Annotated in this window: 16 protein-coding genes; 11 read left to right on the top strand and 5 right to left on the bottom strand. The window is 67.7% G+C overall.

Translation table 11 applies throughout. The features are described from left to right. The 4 genes from NI1_RS22615 to NI1_RS22600 all read left to right on the top strand — a co-directional run. The coding region (locus tag NI1_RS22615; protein ID WP_157535271.1) for a type I polyketide synthase at positions 1-4,164 on the top strand (4,164 nt) is incomplete at its 5' end. After that, positions 4,161-5,222, top strand: a complete 1,062-nt coding sequence (locus NI1_RS22610; RefSeq protein ID WP_169815614.1) for a TIGR03617 family F420-dependent LLM class oxidoreductase — start codon at positions 4,161-4,163, stop codon at positions 5,220-5,222. The genes NI1_RS22615 and NI1_RS22610, both read left to right, overlap by 4 nt. A 9-nt stretch (positions 5,223-5,231) precedes the next feature. Beyond that, positions 5,232-6,026 (top strand): thioesterase II family protein, encoded by a 795-nt coding sequence (locus NI1_RS22605; protein ID WP_067824380.1) that lies wholly within the window; start codon positions 5,232-5,234, stop codon positions 6,024-6,026. Continuing rightward, positions 6,001-7,263 (top strand): ATP-grasp domain-containing protein, encoded by a 1,263-nt coding sequence (locus NI1_RS22600; RefSeq protein ID WP_169815613.1) that lies wholly within the window; start codon positions 6,001-6,003, stop codon positions 7,261-7,263. The genes NI1_RS22605 and NI1_RS22600 overlap by 26 nt, the downstream gene beginning before the upstream one ends. A gap of 49 nt (positions 7,264-7,312) precedes the next feature. Here NI1_RS22600 and NI1_RS22595 read toward each other — a convergent pair whose 3' ends face one another. Further along, on the bottom strand, positions 7,313-7,972 hold the full coding sequence (locus tag NI1_RS22595) for an MBL fold metallo-hydrolase (protein ID WP_067824378.1): 660 nt from the start codon (positions 7,970-7,972) through the stop codon (positions 7,313-7,315). A gap of 214 nt (positions 7,973-8,186) precedes the next feature. Between NI1_RS22595 and NI1_RS22590 the strand changes: the two genes are divergently transcribed. Together NI1_RS22590 and NI1_RS22585 are read left to right on the top strand one after the other, a co-directional pair. Further along, positions 8,187-9,812 carry a tannase/feruloyl esterase family alpha/beta hydrolase gene (locus NI1_RS22590; RefSeq protein WP_067824377.1) on the top strand — a complete coding sequence of 542 codons (1,626 nt, stop codon included), beginning with the start codon at positions 8,187-8,189 and terminating at the stop codon, positions 9,810-9,812. A gap of 184 nt (positions 9,813-9,996) precedes the next feature. Next, positions 9,997-11,439 carry an aldehyde dehydrogenase gene (locus tag NI1_RS22585; protein WP_067824376.1) on the top strand — a complete coding sequence of 481 codons (1,443 nt, stop codon included), beginning with the start codon at positions 9,997-9,999 and terminating at the stop codon, positions 11,437-11,439. 36 nt (positions 11,440-11,475) lie between these two features. On the opposite strand, the gene NI1_RS22580 is transcribed toward NI1_RS22585, so the two are convergent. Next, entirely contained in the window at positions 11,476-14,187 is a 2,712-nt protein-coding gene (locus NI1_RS22580; RefSeq protein ID WP_067824375.1) for an AAA family ATPase, read from the bottom strand. Positions 14,188-14,317: 130 nt separating this feature from the next. On the opposite strand from NI1_RS22580, the gene NI1_RS22575 reads away from it, so the two are divergent. Then, complete coding sequence (locus tag NI1_RS22575; protein WP_067824373.1) at positions 14,318-14,746, top strand: SRPBCC family protein; 429 nt, start codon at positions 14,318-14,320, stop codon at positions 14,744-14,746. A 72-nt stretch (positions 14,747-14,818) separates the two neighbouring features. On the opposite strand, the gene NI1_RS38095 is transcribed toward NI1_RS22575, so the two are convergent. Further along, positions 14,819-15,232, bottom strand: coding sequence for a hypothetical protein (locus tag NI1_RS38095; protein WP_157535270.1), 414 nt, complete (start codon positions 15,230-15,232; stop codon positions 14,819-14,821). Positions 15,233-15,263: 31 nt separating this feature from the next. Between NI1_RS38095 and NI1_RS22570 the strand changes: the two genes are divergently transcribed. The 4 genes from NI1_RS22570 (at position 15,264) to NI1_RS22555 (ending at position 18,830) form a co-directional block, all read left to right on the top strand. After that, positions 15,264-15,725, top strand: a complete 462-nt coding sequence (locus tag NI1_RS22570; RefSeq protein WP_157535269.1) for a hypothetical protein — start codon at positions 15,264-15,266, stop codon at positions 15,723-15,725. Then, positions 15,722-17,683 (top strand): alpha/beta hydrolase, encoded by a 1,962-nt coding sequence (locus tag NI1_RS22565; protein ID WP_067824369.1) that lies wholly within the window; start codon positions 15,722-15,724, stop codon positions 17,681-17,683. The genes NI1_RS22570 and NI1_RS22565 overlap by 4 nt, the downstream gene beginning before the upstream one ends. Before the next feature lie 249 nt (positions 17,684-17,932). Beyond that, the gene (locus NI1_RS22560) at positions 17,933-18,334 is read left to right on the top strand and encodes a LapA family protein (protein WP_067824367.1); all 402 of its coding nucleotides are present in this window, start codon (positions 17,933-17,935) and stop codon (positions 18,332-18,334) included. A gap of 142 nt (positions 18,335-18,476) precedes the next feature. Then, on the top strand, positions 18,477-18,830 hold the full coding sequence (locus tag NI1_RS22555; RefSeq protein WP_157535268.1) for a hypothetical protein: 354 nt from the start codon (positions 18,477-18,479) through the stop codon (positions 18,828-18,830). Here NI1_RS22555 and NI1_RS22550 read toward each other — a convergent pair. Together NI1_RS22550 and NI1_RS22545 are read right to left on the bottom strand one after the other, a co-directional pair. Beyond that, positions 18,817-19,740 (bottom strand): LysR family transcriptional regulator, encoded by a 924-nt coding sequence (locus NI1_RS22550; protein ID WP_067824363.1) that lies wholly within the window; start codon positions 19,738-19,740, stop codon positions 18,817-18,819. The two genes, NI1_RS22555 and NI1_RS22550, sit on opposite strands and share 14 nt — an antisense overlap. A 50-nt stretch (positions 19,741-19,790) precedes the next feature. Beyond that, on the bottom strand, positions 19,791-21,548 hold the full coding sequence (locus NI1_RS22545) for a flavin monoamine oxidase family protein (protein WP_067824361.1): 1,758 nt from the start codon (positions 21,546-21,548) through the stop codon (positions 19,791-19,793). Between the last annotated feature and the right edge of the window lie 6 nt (positions 21,549-21,554).

Below are 21,554 nucleotides of genomic sequence, written 5' to 3'. Positions count from 1 at the left end.
CCCCTGGTGGACTGGACCGAGGGTGCGGTCGAGTTGGTCACCGAGTCCATCGCGTGGCCGAAAATGGAGCGGGCCCGCCGGGCGGCGGTGTCGAGTTTCGGTTTCAGCGGTACCAACGCGCATGTGATCCTCGAGCAAGGCCCGGTCGTGGACCCTGTTCCAGCCGCGGTGTCCCCGCCGCCGTCCGCGGTGTCGTGGGTGTTGTCGGCGCGGAGCCGGGAGGCATTGACCGGTCAGGCCGAGGCATTGTCGAGGTTCGTGTCGGAACATCCGTCGGTGGATATCCAGGACGTGGCCGCGTCGCTGGTGGCTACGCGGTCGCGGTTCGAGCACCGGGCGGTGGTGTTCGGCGACGACCGTGCGGCTCTGCTGGCGGGGTTGGCCGCCGTGGGCGGATCGGAACCGCACCCCGGTGTGGTCGAGGGCGTGGCCGGATCGGGGAAGACGGTGTTCGTGTTCCCCGGTCAGGGTGTGCAGTGGCTCGGCATGGGACGCGAACTGTACGACGTCTTTCCGGTCTTCGCGACCGAGCTGGATCGGGTATTCGACGCATTGGATGCCCGGCTGGGCTGCTCGTTGCGCGATGTCGTCTGGGGCGACGACGAAACCCGTTTGAACAGAACGATATTCACGCAGTCGGCGTTGTTCGCGGTCGAGGTCGCGCTGTTCCGGCTGATGGCGAGCCTGGGCGTGCGGCCCGACTACGTCGCCGGGCACTCCATCGGTGAGCTGGCCGCCGCCCACGTGGCCGGGGTGTGGTCGCTGGAGGACGCCGCGGCGCTCGTAGTCGCACGCGGCGCGCTCATGGATTCGCTGCCCGCGGGCGGCGCGATGGTGGCGGTCCAGGCAAGCGAAGCCGAGGTCGTGCCGCTGTTGACCGACACCGTGGGGGTCGCGGCCGTGAACGGACCGGATTCGGTGGTCGTGTCCGGCGACGCGGACGCGGTGGCGAAGATCGTGGACATCCTGCGGGAGCGGGGTCGGCGGGCGAAACCGTTGACCGTCTCGCACGCGTTCCACTCGCCGTCGATGGCCCCGATACTGGACGAATTCGCCGCTGTCGCAAGGAATGTCACCTACTCGGAGCCGCATATTCCGCTGGTTTCCACCCTGACCGGCGCGCTGGCGGACCAGAGCCTGCTCGCTGCCGAACATTGGGTCTCGCACGTGCGGGCGACGGTGCGCTTCGCCGAGGGCATGCGGTGTCTCGGTGAACTCGGTGTGACCCGTTTCGTCGAGTTGGGTCCGGCGGGCGGCCTCACCGCGCTGATCGAACAGTCGGCCGGCGTACCGGATCCGGTCACCCTGGCCGCGCTGCCGAGGGGACAGCGCGAATCGGATGCGGTGCTGGCGGTTCTCGCCGGAATCGAGGTCTCCGGCGGCGGCGTGGACTGGTCGATGGCGGAACGTGGTGGTCAGCGCGTCGACCTGCCCACGTATGCCTTTCAGCGGCAACGGTATTGGCTCGACATCGACACGCTCGGCAGTGATATGACGAGCTTCGGGATGACCGACGCCGCACATCCGTTGCTCGAGGCGGTGATGGAACTGCCCGTGGACGACGGCTGGCTGTTCGCCGGGCGGGTGTCGTTGCGAACCCATTCGTGGCTGGCCGACCATACGGTCGCCGGGGTGGTCCTGTTGCCCGGCACCGCGTTCGTGGAGTTGGCATTGCGGGCCGCGAGTGAGGTCGGTTGTGACGGGATCCGCGAACTGACCCTGGTGGCGCCGCTGGTGCTTCCCGACCGGGGCGCGGTATCGGTGCAGGTACGGGTAGCGGCCGCCGATGATGAAGGGAACCACGCGATCTCGATCTCCTCACAGGGCGATGCCGAGGGCTCGGTGCGAGTCGTGCACGGCCGGGGCACGCTCGCCCCGGCGCCGGCGGTGGTGGGGGAGTCGGCGTCGCCCTGGCCGCCCGCCGGCGCGATCGAGGTCGATGTGCTGGACGGTTACGGTCGGCTCGCCGACCTGGCAACCGAATACGGGCCGGCCTTCCGCGGTGTCGAGCGGGTCTGGCGGGCCGGCGACGACGTCTTCGCCGAGGTCCGGCTTCCGGAGGTGGCCGGGCCGAACGTCGGCGATTTCCGCATCCACCCTGCCCTGCTGGATGCCGCCATCCACGCCCTTGCGATCGGCGAATCCGCGACGGACGGGACCGCCCTCCCGTACTCCTGGAGTGAGGTGAGTGTGCCCGCGGCCGGTCTGTCCACGGTTCGGGTGCACGGCCGTAAGACCGCCGGCGATTCGTGGGCAATCGAACTCAGCGACGTCGATGGACACGCGGTCGGGTCGATCGGCGATCTCACCACCCGCCCGATAGATCCGAAATCGCTGCTCACCGCGGGCAATATCGGCGCGGAGTCGCTCTACCGAGTCGAGTGGTGGGTGCTGGACGCCGAGTCCCCGGCGGAATCGACGCTCGAATGGGTGGTCGACGGAACGGATCTCCATGCCGTGCTCGACCGGTCGACGGAATTCTGCCGGTACTCCATGGAAACCATCACCGAGATCGCCGCAGGTATCGACCACGGGACGCGGATCGTCCGAACCGTCAAATCCGCCCGGAACGCGAAGCACCTCGCCACGTCCGCCCGCGAGGTCTGCGGCCGGGTGCTCGGTCTGCTCCAGGAGTGGATCTCCGCCGAATGGTCGGCGAACTCTCGGCTGGTGATCCTCACCGAGAACGCGACCGCGGTGAACGGTTCCGAAGATCTCGACCTCGCCGCGGCAACCGTATGGGGCATGGTGCGGTCCGCCCAGGTCGAACATCCCGATTCGATCGTTCTCGTGGACACCGACGGGAAGTACGCGTCGCTGCGGGCCATCGCCGGCGCGGTGGCATCCGGCGAGCCGCAGATCGCGATCCGTGACGGCCGCGCGCACATGCCGCGGTTGGTCCGCGCGCAGCCGGCCCCGACCGAGTTCGACGACCTCGACGGCACGGTATTGATCACCGGCGGAACGGGAGCCCTCGGCGCGGCGGTCGCCCGGCATCTGGTGCGGCACTACCGGACTCCGAGTCTGCTGCTGGTGAGCCGCAGCGGGCTCGCCGCCCCCGGCGCGATCGAACTGCGGGAGGAACTGCTGGCGGCCGGCGCCGCGGCGGTCGAGGTAGTCGCCTGCGATATGGCCGATCGGGCCGCTGTGGACGAGCTGCTCCGGGGCGTCGCGGCAGCTCACCCCCTGCGGGGAGTGATCCACGCCGCCGGTGTGCTGCTCGACAACCCGGTCGTCTCGATGTCGGCCGGTGAGGTGGACGCTGTGTTCCGGCCCAAGCTCGACGCCGCGATCAACCTCGTCGAGGCGACCGCGGATACCGAACTGTCGGCTTTCGTCCTGTTCTCCTCGATCGCGGGTGTCCTCGGCGGCGGGGGGCAGGGAAACTACGCGGCGGCCAATGCCTTCCTGGATGCCCTGGCCGAGCACGGGCGCGCCCGGGGCCGAAGGATCACCTCCCTGGCGTGGGGGCTTTGGGCGCAGGTCGGCGGCATGACCGGACACCTCGGGCAGCGTGATCTCCTGCGGATCAGGCGGTTGGGGATCGACGTCCTGCCCGAGGCGGAGGGGCTGCACCTGCTCGACCGGGCGATGGGATCGGAGGCGGCGGCGCTCGTACCGGTGAGACTCGCGCTCGGCCGGCGCGGCGACGACACTCCCGTCGCCCATATGCTGCGGGCGCTCGTGGCGCAGCCGACCGGCGCGAAAACCGAAACCAGCCGAGGCCAGGCGCCGGACACCGTGATCGCCAGGATCCTCGCGACCACCGGCGCGGATCGGGAGCGGGCGTTGCTGGATCTGGTCATGGAATCGGTGACCGCCGTGCTCGGTCACCGGTCCGGCGATATGGGCGCTGACCGGCACATCAGATTCAGCGAACTCGGTCTCGACTCGTTGACCACGATCGAGCTCAGAAACAGGCTGAAGGTCGTCACGGGACTGGCCCTGCCGGCCACGCTGATCTTCGATTACCCCACCGCCGTCGAATTGGCCGCCTATCTCGGGGAGGCACTCGCGCCGGCCGGTACGAACGGCGACGACGTCTCGTTCCATCTGGGCGAACTCGTCCGATCGGTCTCGTCGCAGCGCCTCGGCGCGAACGACAGCGCCGAGCTCGTCGTCAAATTGCGTGAACTGCTCGGGCAGTTGGAAGGAAAATCGTGAGCACCGCCGCCATCGATCGGATCATCGATCTCGAGTCGTTCGCCGAGTTCTCCGCCGCGAAGATCGCCGCCGACGCGGCCGCTTGTGAGGCCGCGGGGGCGCGTGGGTTCTGGACGGTCGAACGATTGCACGACCCCTTCCTTCCGCTCGCGTTCGCCTCGACCGCCACCACCACGATCGACCTGGGCACCTCCGTCACGGTCGCTCTGTCTCGCAGTCCGATGACGGTCGCCTATGCCTCGCACGACCTCCAAGCACTGACCGGCGGTCGATTCATCCTGGGCCTGGGCCCCCAGCACAAGAGCCATGTGGCGAACCGCTTCTCGATGCCGTCTGATCATCCCCTCGGTCGAATGCGCGAATTCGTCGGTGCCCTGCGCACCATCTGGAAAAGCTGGAACACCCAGCGCCCGCTCAACTTTCGTGGTCAGTTCTATACACACACGCTCATGCCGCCCTATGTCTGCCCACCACCGAATCCCTTCGGTCCGCCCCGGATCTTCATGGCGGCGGTGGGCCCGAAGATGGCGGAGCTGGCCGGTGAGATCGCGGACGGCGTGATCGCACCGCCCTTCTCGACCGTGAAGTTCCTTTCGGAAATCCTGTTGCCCGCGGTGGAGCGTGGCTTGGCACGGTCGGGGCGGACGTGGGACGAGTTCACGGTCATGTGCTTGCCGATGACCGTCGTCGGCGCGTCGCCGAGCGAGCAGGAGAGAGCTTCGTCGAGCGCGCGGCTGGAGCTGGCGCTGCACAGCAGTCCCGCCGACGCGCGTGCGTTGTTCGACCTGCACGGCCTCGGGTCGCTGTGTGATCAGGTCACCGAGATATTCCTGTCGGGCGCACCGGATCACGCCGCGCGGATGACGGCATTGGTCACCGACGAGATACTCGATCTGTTCGCCGTCGTCGGGCGGCACGATGAGATCCTCGACCGCGCGCAGCATCGGTTCGCCGGAATGGCGAACCGAGTCGCGCCCATCATCTACACCGCGGCACCGGACAACGGGCAGGCGCTGACCTCGGCGCTACGCACCGCCCGCGTCGAGCACACGGGTTAGGCGAGCGGCGTGATCGACAGTGACAACGCGCTGTGGTTTCGGCGGTACAGCCCATCCGAGGATGCCCGTTGCCGTCTGCTGTGTTTTCCGCACGCGGGCGGCGCGGCGACGTTCTTCGCGCCCTTCGCCAGAGAGCTGGCGCCCGACATCGACGCTGTCGCGGTCCAATACCCCGGCAGGCAGGAACGGTACCGCGAACCGCTGGTGGCGGAGCTGGCGGCGCTGGTCGACGGTATTTGTGGGGCGATGGGGAGATCGACAGGCGTCCCGACCGCCTTCTTCGGCCACAGCATGGGTGCGATCGTGGCCTACGAGGTCGCCAAACAGCTGGATCCGCTGTCCGCGGACTACCCGGTCGCCCTGTTCGCCTCCGGCAGGCGCGGACCCTCGACCTACCGCGACGAGCGGGTAGATACCTTGCCGGACAGCGAGATACGGCGGGAATTGCTGCTCCTCGGCGGTACCGGTCGCGTGCTGCTGGACGACCCCGACATGGCCGAGGCCATCACTCGCGTGTTTCGCAACGACTACCGGGCGATCGGTGGCTATCAGGACACCGAGGGCCCGCATCTGCATTGCCCCGTGGTCGCGCTGACCGGCGATGACGATCCCTACGCGTCGCCGGCTGAGGTCCGCGCCTGGCGAAACCACACCCGATCGGATTTCACGATGCACTCCTTCCCCGGCGGACATTTCTATCTCGCCGACCAGGTATCCGAAATCTCAGACATCATTCGTGGCGAACTCCCGCCGCGCAGGTCGCAAGGAAATGAGAGAAATGTCGTTGCTGGTAGCAATTGTTGACGGATATTCCACGGGTCGATACCTGGCTCCTGAGATTCACAAGCTCGGCGGAACGACGGTGCATGTATTGAGCAGTCCGGAGCCGCCGGAGTTGCTCCGGCACATGAAATATCAGCATGGTGCGCACCGATCTCTGCCGTACGCCGATGCAGCGGACATGGCCGAACAGTTGCGAGACTTGGGGGTCGGTGCAGTCATCGCCGGCGCGGAGTCGGGTGTGTTGTTCGCTGATGAATTGTGTGCCCGCCTCGGAATCGACTGGAACGTGCCGTCATTGAGCCGGGCACGGCGCGACAAGTTCGAGATGATCGAGCAGTTGCGTCGCAGTGGACTGCCGGTGGTGGAACAGGTGCGATCCGCGGACGCGGATGAGATTCATCGTTGGGCGCGGGGGCAGCGGGAGTGGCCGATTGTCGTCAAGCCGGTGATGTCGACGTCGTCGGAGGATGTGTTCTTCTGTCGTGATGTTTCCCAGATTCGTGAGGCTGTGGACACGATTGTGGGTAAGCGGAATTTTTTGGATGTTCTGAATGTGGATGTGCTTGCGCAGACGTATCTGGATGGGCCGATCTATGTGGTGAACAGTGTGAGTTCCGGTGGTGTGCATTCGACGAGTGATGTGTGGCAGTTCGATTTCGAGCGGGCGCCGGGCAAGGGTATTCGGATGTTGCAGCATACGTTGTTGTCGCGGTCGTTCGAGAAGTTCGATGAGTTGATCGCTTACAACAATGCGGCGTTGACGGCTTTGGGTATTCGGAATGGTCCTTCGCATACCGAGTTGAAGTTGACCGAGCATGGGCCGAGCATGATCGAGACCGGTGCCCGGCTGATGGGCGCGACCATGGAGACCACGCCGTTCAAGCGGTCGCTGCGCTACACCCAGGCGGAGCTGACGGCGATGGCGGTCTGTGCACCGGAGGAATTCGCGAAGTTGTCCGGCAGTGTTCAGGAGCCGCGTACCGGTCTGGCTGTCGTGTGGGTGCATTTCGACACCGGTGGGCGGATCACCTGCGATGACGGAGTGGATCACCTGTCCTATATCCCCTCCATCGTCGGCTGCTACGGGCTGCCCTTGGTGGGCGATCGGCTCGGTGCCACTCAGGACACCACCGGGCGCGGTGGGTTCATCTACTTGCAAGCCGACAAAGAGCGTGACCTGCGCCGCGACACGCAGCGGGTACGCAATCTCGTCCGCGATCAGACCCTGTTCGAAATCGATGCCCGAAAGGTGGTTTAGCCCCGGTTTCTCGCCTGGCCGCGGCGTCGGTATCACGGCGTGTGCGAATTCAGAACACGATGGGTTCGCCGGTTCGGAGCCGCTGGTATCGGCCGTCGCCTTCGATGAGTGGGCCGAGTTGGTCGGTCAGTGTTCGGCCGATGTCGTTGAGATCGCCGTCGTGGATGGGGATCACGATTTCGGGGTGTGTTGCCGCGACGTAGTCGATGGCGTCGGAGATCCGCATCCATGGTCCGCTGACGGGGAGGAAGAGGACATCGATGTCGGGGTTGCCGGGCAAGGGTGGGAAGGCGTCGCCCGGGTGGAGGATTCGGTGGTCGATCAAGTAGGCGATATTGGGTGACTCCGGCAGTTTCGGGTGGATTGTGGCGTGGCGGCCCAGGATCGGCTGGACCGCTATGCCTGCCGCATCGAACTCGGATTCGCTGCTGATGATCGTGATCTGACGCTCGTCGACTCCGGCTCGGATGAGGCGCTGGGCGGCCGATTCCGGCGTCCAGGCGTGTGCGGCGGTGTTCGCGGACAAAGCTTCGGCGACCCGGTCGACGTCCAGGTGGTCATCGTGTTCGTGGGTGACGAGGAATGCGGTGACGCGTTCGAATGCTGCGGGCGGGGCGATGGTGCCGGGGTCGATGACCAGCGCCAGGTCGTGGTTTTCGAGTTTGACCGTGGCGTGGCCGTAAGAGGTGACCGCCAAAGGTGTGTTCATTGCTGCCTCCGTCTCGGGTTCCCTCGCTGCCGAACCATCGTGTCATCGGAGGAGTGGTTCGCGTTCGAGCGACTTTCCGGCCGGTTCACTCGGCAGCGGCGGCGGCCACCGGACTCGGTCATGCGAAATACGTTGGCCGGAGCGTCATGTGACTGATGTGCCGGCAATGGCGCGCCGGTCAGGGTTGGGAGGTAGTTCCAACCGAGGAGAGATCTTGAAACGACGACTTCTGACGCTCGCGACCGTCGGTATCACGGTGGCCGGTGCCGCGGCCGTATACGCACTGGTGGATCGGCCGGACGAGGGCGCGGCCACAGCCGGGGGCGCGACCGCGTTCAACTGCTCCACATTTCAGCTACCGGCCCCGGCCGATGCCGCCGTGGAGTCGCTGACCGCCGTCAACGTTCAGGCGGGCACGTTTCAGGTTCCGGGGTCACCGCCACTGGGCGGCTTTCCCGTGGCCGATGTGCCCGCGCACTGTGAGGTGACGGTGACGCTGACTCACCCGGGCGCGAATGACCATGCCAGGGTGCAGGTTTGGTTGCCGGAGGCCGGCTGGAACGGCCGATTCCAGGCGGTCGGCGGCGCCGGGTATGCCGCCGGGAGCATCGGCGGCGTGGCGACTGCCGTGAAGCAGGGCTATGCGGCCGCGACCACTGATGCGGGGGTGGATACCAGCGGGCTGAACTCCGGTTGGGCATTGAACTCGAGCGGTCAGGTCGATACCGCGCTACTGGAGAACTTCGCCTCTCGATCGGTGCACGAGTTGGCCGTGGTGGGTAAGCAGGTGGTGGCCGGTGTCTACGGGCAGGCCGCGTCGTACGCCTACTGGAACGGCTGCTCCACCGGCGGACGGCAGGGATACATGGAGGCGCAGAAGTATCCGGCCGACTTCAACGGCATCAATGCCGACGCCCCGGCCATCAACTGGAATCAGTTCGAGGTCGCCACGCTGTGGCCGCAGGTGGTGATGAACGAAGCGCATACCTACCCGACCGCCTGCGAGTTCAACGCGTTCAACCAGGCGGTGGTCAAGGACTGCGACACCCTCGATGGCCTTGCCGACGGCCTGATCAGCGACCCGAGCCGATGCCACTTCGATCCGCGCCGCCTGATCGGCACCAGCATTCAGTGCGAGGGTAAGGAGTACACGATCAGCGAGGCCGTCGCCGAGGTGGTCCGCAAGATCTGGGACGGTCCGCGGGATGCGAGCGGGCGGCAGTTGTGGTTCGGCTTGCCGACCGGGGCCGACTTCGGTTCGCTGACGGCCAGCACCATCGGCGCGGACGGTGCCGTCACCGGTGTGCCTTTCCTGGTGCCCGCCCAGTGGGTCGCCAATTTCGTGGAGAAGCAGCCCGCGTTCGATACCGCGCACCTCACCTACGCGCAGTTCGATCAGATTCTTCAGCGGGCCCGTTCGGAGTTCGACGCGACCATCGGCACCGCGGATCCGGACCTGTCGGCATTCCGGGCTGCGGGCGGCAAGCTGATCACCTGGCACGGCGCCGCCGACCAGCTGATTCCGACCGCGGGCACCGTCGACTACCGGAACCGGGTGGATGCGCTGCTGGGCGGCACCGCCAAGGTCGACGACTTCTACCGGGTCTTCCTGGCGCCGGGCGTCTCGCACTGCGCTCTCACCGGCAGCACCGTCAACGACCTGGCCGCCTTGACCGCGTGGGTCGAGCAGGGGCAGGCGCCGGATGTCCTGCGGGCCACCCTGACCACCACTACCGGCCAGACGGTCTCGCGCGACCTCTGCCGCTTCCCGTTGGTCTCCCGCTACAGCGGCGACGGCGACCCGGCAGCCCCGGACGGCTTCCGCTGCGTCACCTCCTGACGTCGAGGATTACGTCATGCGACGCTCGCGGCCCGCGCCCGGCGGGTCCTAGCGTCGCAGCCATGACGACCATTGACCCGCTCGACGAAGATTCGACTGTCAGCCGAATCGTTTATGACACAAGGCGATTGATGCCGGTGGAACGATTCGAATGCCGCTGCGCCGGTCCGGCGGGGGGAGGCGAATGATCACCTACGACCGGCTCTATGTCGGCGGTTCCTGGACCGAACCCAGCGAACCGGCGTTGCTGGAGATCCTCTCGCCCCACGATCGATCGCTCATCGGCGCCGCGGCGCAGGCGCAACCGGCCGATGTGGATCGTGCGGTGGCGGCGGCGCACGCGGCCTTCGAAGGCCGGGTGTGGCGTGACACCCCGCCCGCCGAGCGCATCGCGGTGCTGCGCCGGTTCAACGAGCTGCGCGCGGCGCAGGCGGACCGGATCGCCGAGCTCATCACCGCCGAAAACGGTTCCGCCGCCTGGTTCACCACCGCCGGCCAGGCCGGATTGAGCCGGCAGGCGAACGCTTATCTCGCGGCCGCCGAGCATTTCGACTGGGAGCGCACGCTCACACCGTCGGATCCGGATGACCGCGTGCGCAGTGTGGTTCGGCGCGAACCGGTCGGCGTGGTGGCCGCGGTGATCCCGTGGAACTCCCCGTTCTCCTCCGCGACTTCGAAGATCCTGCCCGCTTTGCTCACCGGAAATTCGGTGGTGCTGAAGGCAGCTCCGGAGAACTCGCTGAGTATGGGTCTGCTGGCCGAGCTGGTGGATCGAATCGGCCTGCCCGACGGGGTGATCAGCGTGCTGCCCGCGGAACGGGAGACGAGCGAGTACCTGATTTCGCATCCGCTGGTGGACAAGATCGCGTTCACCGGTTCGACCGGGGCCGGACGCCGGATCGCGACCATCGCGGGGGAGCAGCTCAAACGGGTCAGCCTCGAACTGGGCGGGAAATCGGCGGCCGTGATCCTGGCCGATGCCGATCTGAACGCGGTGATGAACGGGCTGAAATTCGGTGCGCTGCTGAACAATGGCGAGTCCTGCATCGCCCAGACCCGGATCCTGGCCCCGAAAGCCCGATACGAGGAGGTGGTCGCGGCGCTGGCGGCGCTGGTCGAGTCGCTGCCGGTCGGCGATCCGCGCGATCCGGCGACCTTCATCGGGCCGATGGTGCGCGGCGATCAGCAGCAGCGGGTTCGCGACTACATCGAGATCGGCATCGGCGAAGGCGCGCGCCTGGTCTGCGGCGGCCCCCAGCTCCCGCCCGGCGTGCCCGACGGCTTCTATGTCACCCCAACGGTTTTCGCCGATGTGACGCCCGAAATGCGTATCGCGCGCGAGGAGATCTTCGGCCCGGTCCTGGCCGTCATCGCCTACGATGACCTCGACGACGCGATCCGCATCGCCAACGACTCGGACTACGGACTCTCCGGCGGGGTGTGGTCGGCGGACGAGGCCGCGGCCTTGGCGCTCGCCCGCCGGATCCGGACCGGCACGGTCACCGTCAACGGTGCGCCGATCGGATTCGACGGTCCCTTCGGCGGTTTCAAGGCCAGCGGTATCGGTCGTGAATACGGTTCCGTGGGCTTGGGTCAGTACACCGAATACCAGACGATCACCGTCTGACATCGCTTGTGCCGCAACGTTTGCCAGCCCACCCGGTCAGCCGGCCGCGTCCAAGGTGGGCAGTAGCGCCGCGAGATCACCGCGGGAACTGATGCCGAGCTTCGGGAAGATGCGGTGCAGATGGGTGCTGACGGTCCGATGCGACAGATACAGCCGCTGCCCGATCTCGCGATTGGTCAGCCCCTGCGCCGCCAGTTGCGCGATGCTCAACTCGTGCGGGGTGAGACGCTCGCGGGCGTCCGGGTCGCGGTTCGGGCTCGATTCGCCCGCGCTGCGCAGCTCCAGCCGCGCCCGTTCGCTCCATGCGGCGAAGCCGAGGGCGTCGAAAGTCTCCCGGGCGATCCGCAAATGGGTGCGCGATTCCACCACCCGGCGTTGCCGCCGCAGCCACTCGCCGTAGGCCAGATGCAGGCGGCCGCGTTCGGCGGGCCAGCCGGTGAGGTCCGCCGCCAGTGCCTCGGCGAACAGCTCGGCGGCCGCATCGCCGCCGAGCACGGCTCGGGCGTAACGCATTCCGATGTGCAGGGCGGGTGATGAGGTCGCCGCAGCCGCCGGTTCGAGCTCGCGCAGCAGCTCGGCCAGGGCGTCGGTGCGCCCGGCGCGGACCGCCGCCTCGGCGAGTTCGGAGAGGAAGTTCGAGCGCCGGGTCAGCGAATAGGCCGGGTCTCGCGGATCGTGGATGCGAGCCAGATCGGCGTAAGCGTCGTCGTAGCGGCCCTCACCGAGCGCGATCAGGGCCCGGGTGAGCTGAACGGTGGCCAGCAGTGGCCGCGAGCCCGCGGCCAGGCCGACCCGTTCGGCGTCGGCGGCGAGCGCGGCGGCCTGCGGGTAATCCCCACGCAGCGCGGCGATTTCGGCTTGCACCGTGAGCACGGTCGCGTGCATGAAGGGTTGCCCGGTCTCCAGGGCGAAGGCCGCGGCTTCGGCGGCGATCGGCGCGGCGGCGGCGAGGTCGCCGACCCGGGCCAGGCTCCAGGTCTGGATCGCGAGCGCCCGGGTCAGCAGCCCCAACTGTCCGGTGGCGCGGAATCCGGGGGCGGCCGCGCCGGCGAAGTACGCCGCGAGATCGAAAGCCCCGACCTGATAGGCCGCCGAGCTGAGGAAATGATCGGTCTCGGCGTCCCGGCCCGTGGTGGTGGCCAGCACGCGCAGGTGGCCGAGGATTCGTTCGCCGCGCCCGAACGGGTCCACGATCGAGTCGATCGCGAGCTTGCGCGGGTCGTCGCCGGCGATGTCGAGGGTGTCGGCGACCGCGAGCACCGCGGCCCGGATCTCCGGGCCGGGCTCGGAGAAGTAGCATCGCGAGGCCGCGGCCCACAGGATCCGCAGCGCGGCGTCCGCGAACCCGTCCGCCGCGACGGAGGCGGCCAGCGCGGCCAATTCGCCGATGTGCGAAGGACTGTCGCGCATCCCGTCGTCGAACCCACTGAGCACCCACTTCGCGGTGGCCTGCTGCTCGGCCGTGAGCGGAAGCAGGCGCGCCGCCGCGACGAGCCGTTCGACCGTGTCGCGGTGACCGGATTCGACGGCCAGTTCGGCCGCGCGCAGCAGCCGATTCGCGCGCCGGGCGGGATCGACGCTGAGGGCCGCGGCACGCTCCAGCGCCGCGATCGCGCCGTCGCGATACCGGGATCGTTCGGCGGCGTCCTGCAATGCCGCGGCCACCGCCTCGTCGGCGCCCGCCACGCCCGCCGCCCGATGCCACACTTGGCGATCCGGCGACTCGGCGAGGGTTTCGGCGAGCGCCTGGTGGGTGCGGCGGCGTTCCGCATCGGTCGCCGCCGCCACGAGGGCGGACCGCACCAGCGGATGGCGGAAGGTCACCGTATCCGAGCCGAGGCCGACGAGCCGGGCTGTCACGGCGGGCGCGAAGACCTCCGATGTCACCGCGTGCTCCAGGAGAATGCCTGTGGCAGTGAGTGTTTCGGCAATCGAGTCACCGTCGTTGAGGGCCGCGACGAGCAGTGCCGACCGGGTCGGTTCGGGCAGGGTGGCGCTGCGCGCCGAGAAGGCGTTCTCGAGCCGTTCGGTCAACGGCAGTACGGGCGCGGCGTCACTGAGATCCGCTGCGGCCGTGGGTAGTTCGGTCAAGGCGAGCGGGTTGCCGTGCGCCTCGGCGAGTACCCGGTGGCGGAGCTGGGCGGGCAATTCCGGTGCGATGCTGTCGAGCAGGGCGCCGGCCTCGGTCGCCGGCAGCGGACCGAGCCGCATGGGGGTCAGCCCGGCGGCTTGCAGCGGCGAGTTCGCAGGCACACGCGAAGTGGCCAGCAGCGCGATGGGTTCGGAGTCGATCCGGCGCGCTACGAAGGCGAGCACCTCGGCGCTGGCGGGATCGAGCCAGTGCACGTCCTCGGCGACTATCAGTACCGCACGCTCGGCCGCCGAATCGGCGAGCAGGGTCAGGGCGGCGAGCCCGACCAGGTGCACGCTCGGCTCGTCGGTGCTGTCCGAGATGCCCAGAGCCGTTGTCAGCGCCTCGAACTGGCGGGCCGGCAGGGCGGCGAATTCGCGGCGCAGCGGATACAGCAGCCGATGCAGCCCGGCGAAGACGAGATTGCTCTCCGCCTCCACCCCGGCGGTCCGCAGCACCCGCACCCCGATGCCGGCCGCCGCGGCGGCGGTCTGCTCCACCAGCGTCGACTTCCCGATGCCGGGCTCGCCCTCGATCAGGATGCCGCTGCGTTCGCCGAGGCCGTCCACGAGCGCGGACAGCTCCTTCTGTTCGATGTCTCGCCCGAACATCGGCATGGCGCGTAATCCTCCTCCGGGCCCCGAAACGGTCTGCGGCCCCGGCCGTGACCCTACCGAAGCCGGATTACGTCAACGCAGCGTCATTTGACAGATTCGGCGCGCTGCCCCCGAAGGCGAAGGTATTCCCATGGCTACCATCCGTTTTCACCTGATGTCCACCCTGTCGCCCGCCGAGGTCATGCACGTGCTCACCGACTTCGGCCCCACCCGCCCCGACGCCTGGCCGTCCATCGACGCCGAGCACTTCACCGTCCACGCCCGCGGCGAGAACTGGGCCGAGGTCACCGAGGGCACCGAAGCCGCCTGGGAACGCGCCCGCTACGAATGGGATCCCGCCGGCGACACCGTCACCATCACCACCCTCGATTCCAAGCTCTTCGGCCCCGGCGGCGGCTGGGTCTTCAAGATCACGCCCGATCTCCCCGGCTGCCGCGTCGATGTCGAACTGACCCGCACCCCGCAGGCCTTCAAGGGCAAGGTCCTGGCAGCCCTGCTCCCCCTGGTCGGCCCGTCCTCCCTGCGCAAATCATTCGCCACTCCGCTGCGAGCCGCCTGACGTCCGGATCGCCGCAGCGGAACCCACCGAACAGACCACCATCACAGCGCTTTTCGTCTGTACGGGACTCGCCTAGATTCCGGCGGTGTGCACGGTGGGCGGCAGTCCCTCGTTCCGGCGGATCTCCTCCGCCGCGCGGATGAGCCGCTCCAGGTTCACCGCGGACAATCCGCACGCGGCCCGGCCCAAGCGTCGCAGCTCGGGCCGGTGCAGCCGGATGATCACCCAGGCGTCATGGTCGTCGGTATACCGGCTCGCGTCGTAGGCGAAGTAAGCGCTCCACCGCGGATCGTCTCGTTTTCCCCCGTTCGGGTACGAATAGTCCTCTGTCGCACGGCCTTTTGTTTCGGGAAGGTTAGTGCATCGTAAAATGATTGCCTGGCCGGAATTCCCCTCTGCGTCTCGAAAATGCGTCGCTACCTTCGCATTATCGAAGTTCACGGAGAAAGGCATCTCGTTGACCTTGAATCGTCCTGTCGTGGGCATCTTCAGAATTGTCCGCGGAACCGTTTGGCTCGTGCTGTGCATTGTGCTGATCGCGGTAGGCATGTCGGAGGCGAACAATATTTCGCTGCTGGGAAGGGAAACAGTCACCGGCGCGCCGCCGCCACCTTCGATTCCATTACCGAGCGAGAGCCCGGCGGACCCCGGTCAGGTCCTGCGATTGCAAGGGGCGCAGGCATCGAAGGGTGAGGCACTGCTCTCGGCGGACAAGGCGTACGTCGATCGCATCACGGTGGCGGCCGCGGCGAAACCCGTTACGCGGCTGGTCATCACGGGTGGGAGGTTCCCGACCGGGGACCTGCCGTACCTGATCACGGTGAACGACATGCCCCTCGGCGAGGGCGCGGTATCGCCGGACGAACGCAACCTCACCTACGTCTTCCCGGATGAGGCCGCGGCGCCACAGCGGGGATCCGAAGTCGGATACCGCCTGGGGGAGTCCGGCAAGAATCAGACCGCGGGGGTGCTGCGATGACGAGAACGTGGTCGCCGAAGCGCTTGTCGGTCGCGGCCGGCTCGGTGCTGGCCGCTCTCACGCTGTCGATGACGAGTGCGTCGTATGTGCCTGCGGCCCAGGCGGTACCGGTCACGCTTACCGATTGCCGCGGTGAGTCGCCCGGGGGCGAGACCCACTTCGGTTCCGGCGGAGCGGGCTCGAGCGGTTCCAGCGGTTCCAGCGGTTCCAGCGGTTCGAGCGGTTCCAGCGGTTCGAGTGGTTCCAGCGGTTCGAGTGGTTCCAGCGGTTCCAGCGGTTCGAGTGGTTCGAGTGGTTCCAGCGGTGCCGCCGCCGCCGGCGACAAGAACTGTCCGAGTGCGGGTTTGGATATCGCGTCCCTGACCGGTCTGCTGGCCCGCGGTCCCCATCAGGTGACCACCAAGGACATCTATCTCGGCGATACCGCCTTCACCGTGCCCGGATTCCTGGGAGCCGACGGCAAGCCCGCCCCCATCGAACTCGCCGGCGATGTGACCTATCCGAATGACTTGTCCAAGGGACCGTTCCCGCTGATCATCTTCCAGCACGGCCGGCATTCGACCTGCGCGGGTAATTTGCGGCTGGCATGGCCATGTCCGGCCGGGAATGCGCCCATCCGCAGCTTTCAGGGATACGACTATCTGGCCGAGGAGCTCGCCAGTCACGGATATATCGTGATGTCGATCGGAGCCAATGGAATCAATGCCGTCGACAGAAGCGATACCAGCTACGGCATGGCGGCCCGATCGGCCCTGCTGACCCGGTGGATGGATATCTGGCGCAGCTGGTCCACCACCGTGACCAACGGTCCACTGGGCAGTCAGTTCAAAGGACGCGTCGACCTGAACAGAGTCGGCACCATGGGTCATTCACGTGGCGGTGAGGGCGTGGTGTGGAACTATCTCGACAATCGAAACCTGGTCAGCCCGTTCGGAATCACGGCGGTGCTCTCACTGGCGCCGGTGAACTTCCATCGTAAGAAGATCTCGGGCGTGCCCTACGGTGTGCTCCTGCCGTACTGTGACGGCGATGTCAGCGGCCTCAGCGGAGCCGGCTACTACAACGACTCGCGATATGAGGGGCCGAAGCCCGCGCCCATGAGCGCACTCACCGTGATCGGTGCGAACCATAACTACTTCAATACGGTGTGGTCCCCCGAAATGGGGTTGCCAGCCGGGGGCGACGACGGAAACCAGGGTGTCGACGGTTGTACTCCGACGCGTCCGGGCCGACTCTCCGAAACCGAGCAGCGGCGCCTCGGAATCGCCTACATGTCCAGCTTCTTCCGGCTGTACACCGGCGGCGAAACCGCGCTCGCCCCACTGTGGAAATACGAATCGAAGCGGCCCAGCGAACTGCTCCCCGGCCAGACCATGGTCTCCTACCGGGGTGGGGCGAACGAAGTCCTCGACATCAATCGCTATGCCGGACCGCAGGACCTGACCACCAACACCACCGGCGGCGGGGTGCGCGCCGACCGAGTCGAGGCGACGATCTGCGGCGGTTCCGGCGGTGAGTGCCCGGCCGGACCGGATACCGATACGACGATGGCCCTGCTGCGCTGGTCGGAGTCGGGTGCGAAGCTCACGCAGGAGCTCGCCGAGCGCCGGCGCGACCTCGGCGCGCTGCGCGACCTGCGCCTGCGGGTCGCGGTCGACCGGTCCGGAAACGACAGCGCCGCAAGCGCATCCGATCCGATCGAGCTCACCGTCACCCTGGCCGACGGTCGCGGCGGATCGGGCTCGGTCGATACGGCCGCCATCGATCCGCTGGCGCTCGGGGTGCCTACCGGATACAGCGGCGCCGCCGGGGCCTACCGCTTCATGCTCAACGATGTGGCGATCCCGCTCACCATGTTCCGCGGGGTCGATCTTCGCGATATCCGTTCGGTGACGGTCACTTTCCGAAGCCCGGCGACCGGTCGAATCGGATTGGCGGGAATCAGCGCTACCGCGTGAACCCGGCCGCTTGTCCGGTATCGATGGTTGCGGTAGGTGCGCTGCCGTATCTGCCGGTCGCCCCAGACGAACGGTTCTGCACGAGCGTATTGGAGCCGGGGCCCTGGGGAGCGGCGATCGTGGTCCGAAATCCCATGGCCGGGCCCTGTCTACTCGGGCGCCTCGGCCGGCCCCGATGAGCTCGGGGCCGGTTCGGCACCCGTGACGGGCGGGGCGGTGTGGTTCGTATTTGCTGGGTATTCGGTATGTATGACGAGTACACCGGAACCACCTCCCACCCCGCCGGGCGGTCGCTCGGTCCCGCCGCCTGTACAGCCGCCGCCGGTCGGGCAGACGGGCACGCCGCCCGCCGCACCGCCGCCCACCACCGCTCCACCGGGGAGTACGGGGCACCGGCGCACACCGATCAAACACACCCGGACCGGCCGGGTATGGCTGGCGCTGGCTTCGGGCGCGCTGGTCCTGATCATCGTGCTGATCTTCATCTTGCAGAACACGCAGCGCGTGGTGATCTCTTTCCTGGGCTGGGACTTCGAATGGCCGCTGGGTGTCGCCCTGCTGTTCGCGGTGATAGCGGGCCTGCTGCTGATGGCGCTGGCCGGGGGCGCCCGGATCTGGCAGCTACGGCGGGCGGCCACACCCGACCGATAGGGGATCGGCGCGAAAAGCACGGTGCCGCAAGGGTTTGGTTAGGATCTTGAAAGCCCGGATCGATAGAACTTTCTTCGGACGGGCTGGAAATGATTGCAGCCCAAGCGGTAATGCCGCGCTGGTGCTTATCGGGAGGAATTTCATGAAATCGTCGGTTGCTCGAATGGGTCTCGGGTTTGCCGCTGTCGCCGCGTCCGCGGGTGTGGTGCTGGCCGCGCCCGCTCAGGCTGCGCCTCGGGCGCCGGGCGCGTGCCTGGTCATCGAAAACAACAGTGCGCGTCCTGTCCACATCGTGGTGCAGAACTACGAGTTCAAGGGGTCGAGCTGGGATATTCCGGCCTTCACGCACAGCTTCGTCAACCACAGTGACGGCCGGAAGCTGGTTACTCGCGAGGGGAACTGGGACATTGTCGCCCCCAGTGGGTCTTGGCGATACAACGCCGAACAGAATTGGGGCGGCGAATGCAATGGGACTTGGGCTTTCACCGTGAATTGATGACGCCGAGCAGGGCGTCGCGGGCCAGCTGAACCCGGTTTCGCAGGGCGTCGACCACTGCGGCGACCTCGGGTCGTCGCAGTGTCTCGGAGCGGGCCACGAGCCAATAGGTGAGCTGGACCGCGACCTCGGTGGGCAGGACGCGGAGCAGGTCGGGGTGGCGGTCGGCCATGAAGCAGGGGAGCAGGCCCAGACCGGCGGCGGCGCGGGTGGCTTCGACATGGACGAAAACGTTTGTGGAGGAGACGGATTCGCGCATGGCGGGGGCGAAGCCGGGGGCCAGGTCGAGGTCGTCCACCTGGAGCATGGAGTCGATGAAGTAGACCAGGGGGTGGGCGCCCAGTTCCTCGACGGCGGTCGGGGTGCCGTGTTCCTCGAGGTAGCTGCGGGCGCCGTAGAGGCCGAGGACGTAGTCGCCGAGCGGAATGGCTTCGGCACGGCTGACCTGTGGTTTGCCGACGACGATTTCGATATCGAGCCCGGAGCGCTGGAGGGAGGCGCGGCGAGTGGCGGTGACGATCTCGACGGCCATCCGGGGGTGGCGGCGCTGGACGTCCGCGGCGGCCGGGGCGGCCAGATATGCGCTGAATCCGTCTGTGGCGGAAAGCCTTACCACCCCTTCGAGGATCCGCTCGCCATCGGTGGCGGTCAGGGACTTCACCGCCGCTTCGACGGATTCGGCCGCGCCCAAGGCGGTCCGTCCGAGCTCGGTTAGTTCCCAGCCGCCCGCCCCGCGGGTCAGCACCCGGCCCCCGAGCGCACGTTCGAGGGCCGCGATGCGCCGCGAGACAGTGGTGTGGTTCAACCCCAATTCATCCGCCGCGGAGACGTACCGCCCGGTGCGCCCGACGGCCAGCAGCACCAGCAGATCGTCGGGGTTGGGCCGCGGAGTGGCGGAGGTCACGCTCATTTCTGCATCCTTGCAGAGATCGATTGCACAATCGGTGATTGCGGGCGGCTTCAGCGCCCGTGCACTTCGATCGCCGCGCGCACCCCGCTTTCGATCGCGCCCTCGATCCACGCGGTATCGAGGCTGGTGTGATCGCCCGCGAAGTGCACCCGGCCCTCCACCGATCGCGTCGCGAGATGATGTTCGTGCAATTGTCCGGGAGCCGGAATAGCGGCCTCGCCCAACGCATATCGCGCCCGCGCCCAGCTCTGGGTGATCCCGACCCCGGTGAACTCGGCATCCACGCGCGCGCCGAACAGTTCTCGCATTCCACTGAGCGCGAAGTGAATTCGCTCGCCGTCGGTGAGGGAATCCCAGCGCATCGCGTCATCGGCGAAGGTGTACGCGGCCAGCACCACCCCGCCGCCTGCGCCCTCGACGTGGGATGGGAAGTAGGTGCAGCGGTTCGGGGAGTCGCTGACACAACGCCCGCCGCGGAATCCGTTCGGCCCCTGCTCCCAGAATCGAGTCTTGAACTCCAGCAACACTTTCGTGGCGGCGTCGTGGTGCATTTCGATGATGGCGCGTCGCTTGTCATAGGACAGCAGCGGGTCGAAGGTGCAGAACCGGGCCGCGGTGAGCGGAATCGCCACGATCGCGTAGTCGGCGTCGAACGATTCCACCGGTGCGGCCGGACCCCCGTCCGAGCCTTCGTTTCCGGTCTCGGCGGTGGTCCACACCCGCACGCCGCGCTCGGTCTGCTCCAACCGGGTCATGCGTTTGCCCAGCAGTACGGCCGGGCCGAGTCGCCGGGTCAGCGCATCGGTCAGCGCGGCCATGCCGCCCGCCAGCTCCCAGGAGGTGGCGTCGGGCGGAACCAGGGTGTGGTCGGCGAGCGGGAAGATGACGCTGTGCCGTAGTCGCGCGGTCGTGTTCTCGATGGTGCCGACCGCTTCCAGCGTCGCCTTCGACCAGTCCCGTTCCATGAGACACCGCCGCAGGCAATGGTTTTCGTAGGTGTCGAGCAGATCGGCCCAGCGTTCGACCTGCCGCTGGATCGGTTCGTTCAGCAGCGAGACCTGGCGCAGCGCCCGGCTCAGCTCCGCACTGCCCGTCGAACTCAGTGCCGCACCGAAACCGCCGTGTACCGCAGCCGGATTCGCGGCGTAATCGGCGCGGGTGACGGTGATCCCGTTGACCCGGATCAGGCTGCGCCCGGCCGCCGGCGCGGGCACATAATCCACCGCCGCCCCGTTCGACCACTCCTCGCCGGTGAACGACCGATAGCGAACCGGCGGAGCAGCGGGCGCGCGGGTCTCCGGAAGCACGTCCGAGGCGTAGAACGGCCTGCGCCGCACCCCGAGCTTGTCGGCCAGCGCCAGCACCAGCGGATGCGCACTGGACAGCCGCATCGCCCCCGCCTCGGCATACAGCGCCGGGTCGGTGAAGACCCCGCGCAGCGTCTTGATCCGCCCGCCGGTTCGATTCCCGTTGGCCTCCAGCACCGTGACCTGATGCCCGGCGTCCGCGAGCAGGTTCGCGGCGCTCAACCCCGCCGCGCCCGCCCCCACCACAATGATCTTCTTGCGCTGCCCCGAGGCGCTCAACCCGGTGTCGATGAGCACCTTCAGATACTCGAGCGTACGGTCGCCCCCCTTCTCGTCCACCCCCAGCAGCTGCCGGGCGAGCGCCTCGCTGCGGGCGCGGCGGATTTCGCGGGTGGCATGCTCGCCGGCGGCCGGTGCGCAGGCGGCGGTTCCGGTGGCGAGCACCCCCGCCGCTACGGCGGTGCTCAACAGCCGGCGTCGCGAAACCCTGCCCATCGACATTCGTGG

It is taken from the genome of Nocardia inohanensis NBRC 100128 (assembly GCF_001612945.1).
In the GTDB taxonomy this organism is placed as follows: domain Bacteria; phylum Actinomycetota; class Actinomycetes; order Mycobacteriales; family Mycobacteriaceae; genus Nocardia; species Nocardia inohanensis.
The sequence above is the reverse complement of the archived record's forward strand: the minus strand, read 5'-3'. Positions and strand labels throughout refer to the sequence as shown.

Excerpts from the sequence above, each read along its gene's own strand:
- NI1_RS38095 (WP_157535270.1), bottom strand. The coding sequence starts at position 15,232 with ATGCCCACGACAGGACGATTCAAGGTCAACGAGATGCCTTTCTCCGTG.
- NI1_RS22595 (WP_067824378.1), bottom strand. The coding sequence starts at position 7,972 with ATGAACACACCTTTGGCGGTCACCTCTTACGGCCACGCCACGGTCAAA.
- NI1_RS22565 (WP_067824369.1), top strand. The coding sequence starts at position 15,722 with ATGACGAGAACGTGGTCGCCGAAGCGCTTGTCGGTCGCGGCCGGCTCG.
- NI1_RS22545 (WP_067824361.1), bottom strand. The coding sequence starts at position 21,548 with ATGTCGATGGGCAGGGTTTCGCGACGCCGGCTGTTGAGCACCGCCGTA.
- NI1_RS22550 (WP_067824363.1), bottom strand. The coding sequence starts at position 19,740 with ATGAGCGTGACCTCCGCCACTCCGCGGCCCAACCCCGACGATCTGCTG.
- NI1_RS22580 (WP_067824375.1), bottom strand. The coding sequence starts at position 14,187 with ATGCCGATGTTCGGGCGAGACATCGAACAGAAGGAGCTGTCCGCGCTC.
- NI1_RS22585 (WP_067824376.1), top strand. The coding sequence starts at position 9,997 with ATGATCACCTACGACCGGCTCTATGTCGGCGGTTCCTGGACCGAACCC.
- NI1_RS22555 (WP_157535268.1), top strand. The coding sequence starts at position 18,477 with ATGAAATCGTCGGTTGCTCGAATGGGTCTCGGGTTTGCCGCTGTCGCC.
- NI1_RS22600 (WP_169815613.1), top strand. The coding sequence starts at position 6,001 with ATGTCGTTGCTGGTAGCAATTGTTGACGGATATTCCACGGGTCGATAC.
- NI1_RS22575 (WP_067824373.1), top strand. The coding sequence starts at position 14,318 with ATGGCTACCATCCGTTTTCACCTGATGTCCACCCTGTCGCCCGCCGAG.
- NI1_RS22560 (WP_067824367.1), top strand. The coding sequence starts at position 17,933 with ATGACGAGTACACCGGAACCACCTCCCACCCCGCCGGGCGGTCGCTCG.